Raw genomic sequence first — 1,859 nt, forward strand, 5'->3', positions numbered from 1 at the left:
TCGGCCGCAATGCAGGGCAGGAGAGTACCCCCGTCTCGGGAGACCGAGGACATGCAGTTCCTCATGGGGGGCAAGAAGTCGAAGACGCTCCACGAGCCGTGGAGGATCTTCCGGATCATGGGCGAGTTCGTCGAAGGATTCGACACCCTCGCAGAGCTGGGTCCCGCGGTGTCGATGTTCGGGTCGGCACGAATCCGCGAGGGGCATCGATACTACGAGGCCGCCCAGCAGGTGAGCGCCATGCTGGCGCGCGAGGGATACGCCATCATCACGGGGGGCGGCCCCGGCCTCATGGAAGCGGCCGGACGCGGCGCGCGTGACGCCGGCGGCGTCTCGGTGGGGCTGTCGATCGAGCTGCCCTACGAAGAGACCTTCAACCCCTACAACAACATGGTGCTCAACTTCCGCTACTTCTTCTGCCGCAAGGTGATGTTCGTGAAGTACGCGCTCGGGTTCGTCATCTTCCCGGGGGGGTTCGGAACGCTCGACGAGCTCTTCGAGGCGCTCACCCTCGAGCAGACCGGCAAGATCCGCGATTTCCCCGTCGTGCTCTACGGCAGCGAGTACTGGGCCGGCCTGCTGGGCTGGATGCGCTCGACCATGATGACCGAGTCGACCATCAACCAGGAGGACCTCGATCGCTTCCTGGTGACCGACGACCCCGCCGAGGTGGTGGAGCACATCAAGCGCCGAGGACACGCCGCCCTCGAGGGGCGAGCGTCTTCGAAAGCCGACCTCTGATGCGCGGCCTTTGCGAGCGCGCCCCCCGCATCTTGCGAATGGGGGCCGTGATGCTCATCGGCCTGGCGATGCTGCTGCAGGGCGCGCTGGCGCGGTCGCTCAACATCGAGATCCTGCCCGTCGGATACGTGCTCTCCCCTGACGAGGTCATCGACACCCTGGGCCGCGACGTGATCAGGCCCGGCGTGGCCAACCAGAGCGCCTGCGCAATCACGCTCCCCGACATGGAGGCCGCGGTGTCGCGTCGTGACGACCCCGTGGCGCTGCTCCTGAGCAACGCGCCAGAGGTCCTCGATGACCGCGTGCTCCCGCGGGGACGCGGGATCCTTGCCGCGGCCGACGTGCCGGCGGGCAAGGTTCGCCTCCTCGTCTCCCACACCAACGCCTACCCGCTGGCTGAAGACTACGTGCTGCGCATGCACAATCCCGGCGAGGAGATTGCCGACGTGGTGCTCGACGCGCGCGCCACCGCACGGCAGAACCCCATTGCCGGCGCCTTCGCGGCCGATACCACAGTGGGCGGCGCCCTCGTGCGCGCCTTCCTCGACCTCGAGCGGAACGGGCCCGCGGTGGGATGGCGGGTGGTCGATGGAGATCGCCGCAGGCTCATCCGTACCGGACAGTCTTCAGAGACACGCCTGATCACGCAGGTGAGGGGCCTCGGCATGGCATGGCTCACCCTCACCACGTCGGTTCCGCTGCACCTCGAGGTGTGCGCGGTTCCCAGCGGCGGAGAGATCGGCAGCGCACCCGTCGTCTCGCGCTCCGGCAGCCAGGTCCGGGGGCTGTTCCAGAAACCGGACACGAGCATCGAGGCCGTTGTAGACGTGACAGAGGGCACGCCGACGCGACTCGTCTTCGGAGGGGCGCAGCGCGACAACCCCAAGGGAAAGCTCGACACGGGAACGTACATGACGGGCACCGACACCACCGGGACGTCGGCAGACCCGCAGACCAACCGGGGCGACTACGGCGGGATCACCCACCTGCGAATCACCGTGAAGGGCACGCCGCAGAACCACTGTGTCGGGGCGACCTTCGTCCTCGTGGCCGGCGGCCGCAAGGCGGCCCTGCTGCCTGTGAAGGACGGGAAGCCCGTGACCGTGGCCCAGTGGGGC

2 protein-coding genes are annotated in these 1,859 nt (G+C 68.0%); both read left to right on the top strand.

What is annotated here, in order from left to right:
* The first annotated feature begins 51 nt into the window (after window positions 1–51).
* Entirely contained in the window at window positions 52–741 is a 690-nt protein-coding gene (locus EB084_24560; protein ID NDD31436.1) for a TIGR00730 family Rossman fold protein, read from the top strand.
* On the top strand, window positions 741–1,859 hold a 1,119-nt coding region (locus EB084_24565), incomplete at its 3' end, for a hypothetical protein (protein ID NDD31437.1). The genes EB084_24560 and EB084_24565, both read left to right, overlap by 1 nt.

The sequence above is a fragment of the Pseudomonadota bacterium genome, assembly GCA_010028905.1.
Lineage (GTDB): Bacteria > Vulcanimicrobiota > Xenobia > RGZZ01 > RGZZ01 > RGZZ01.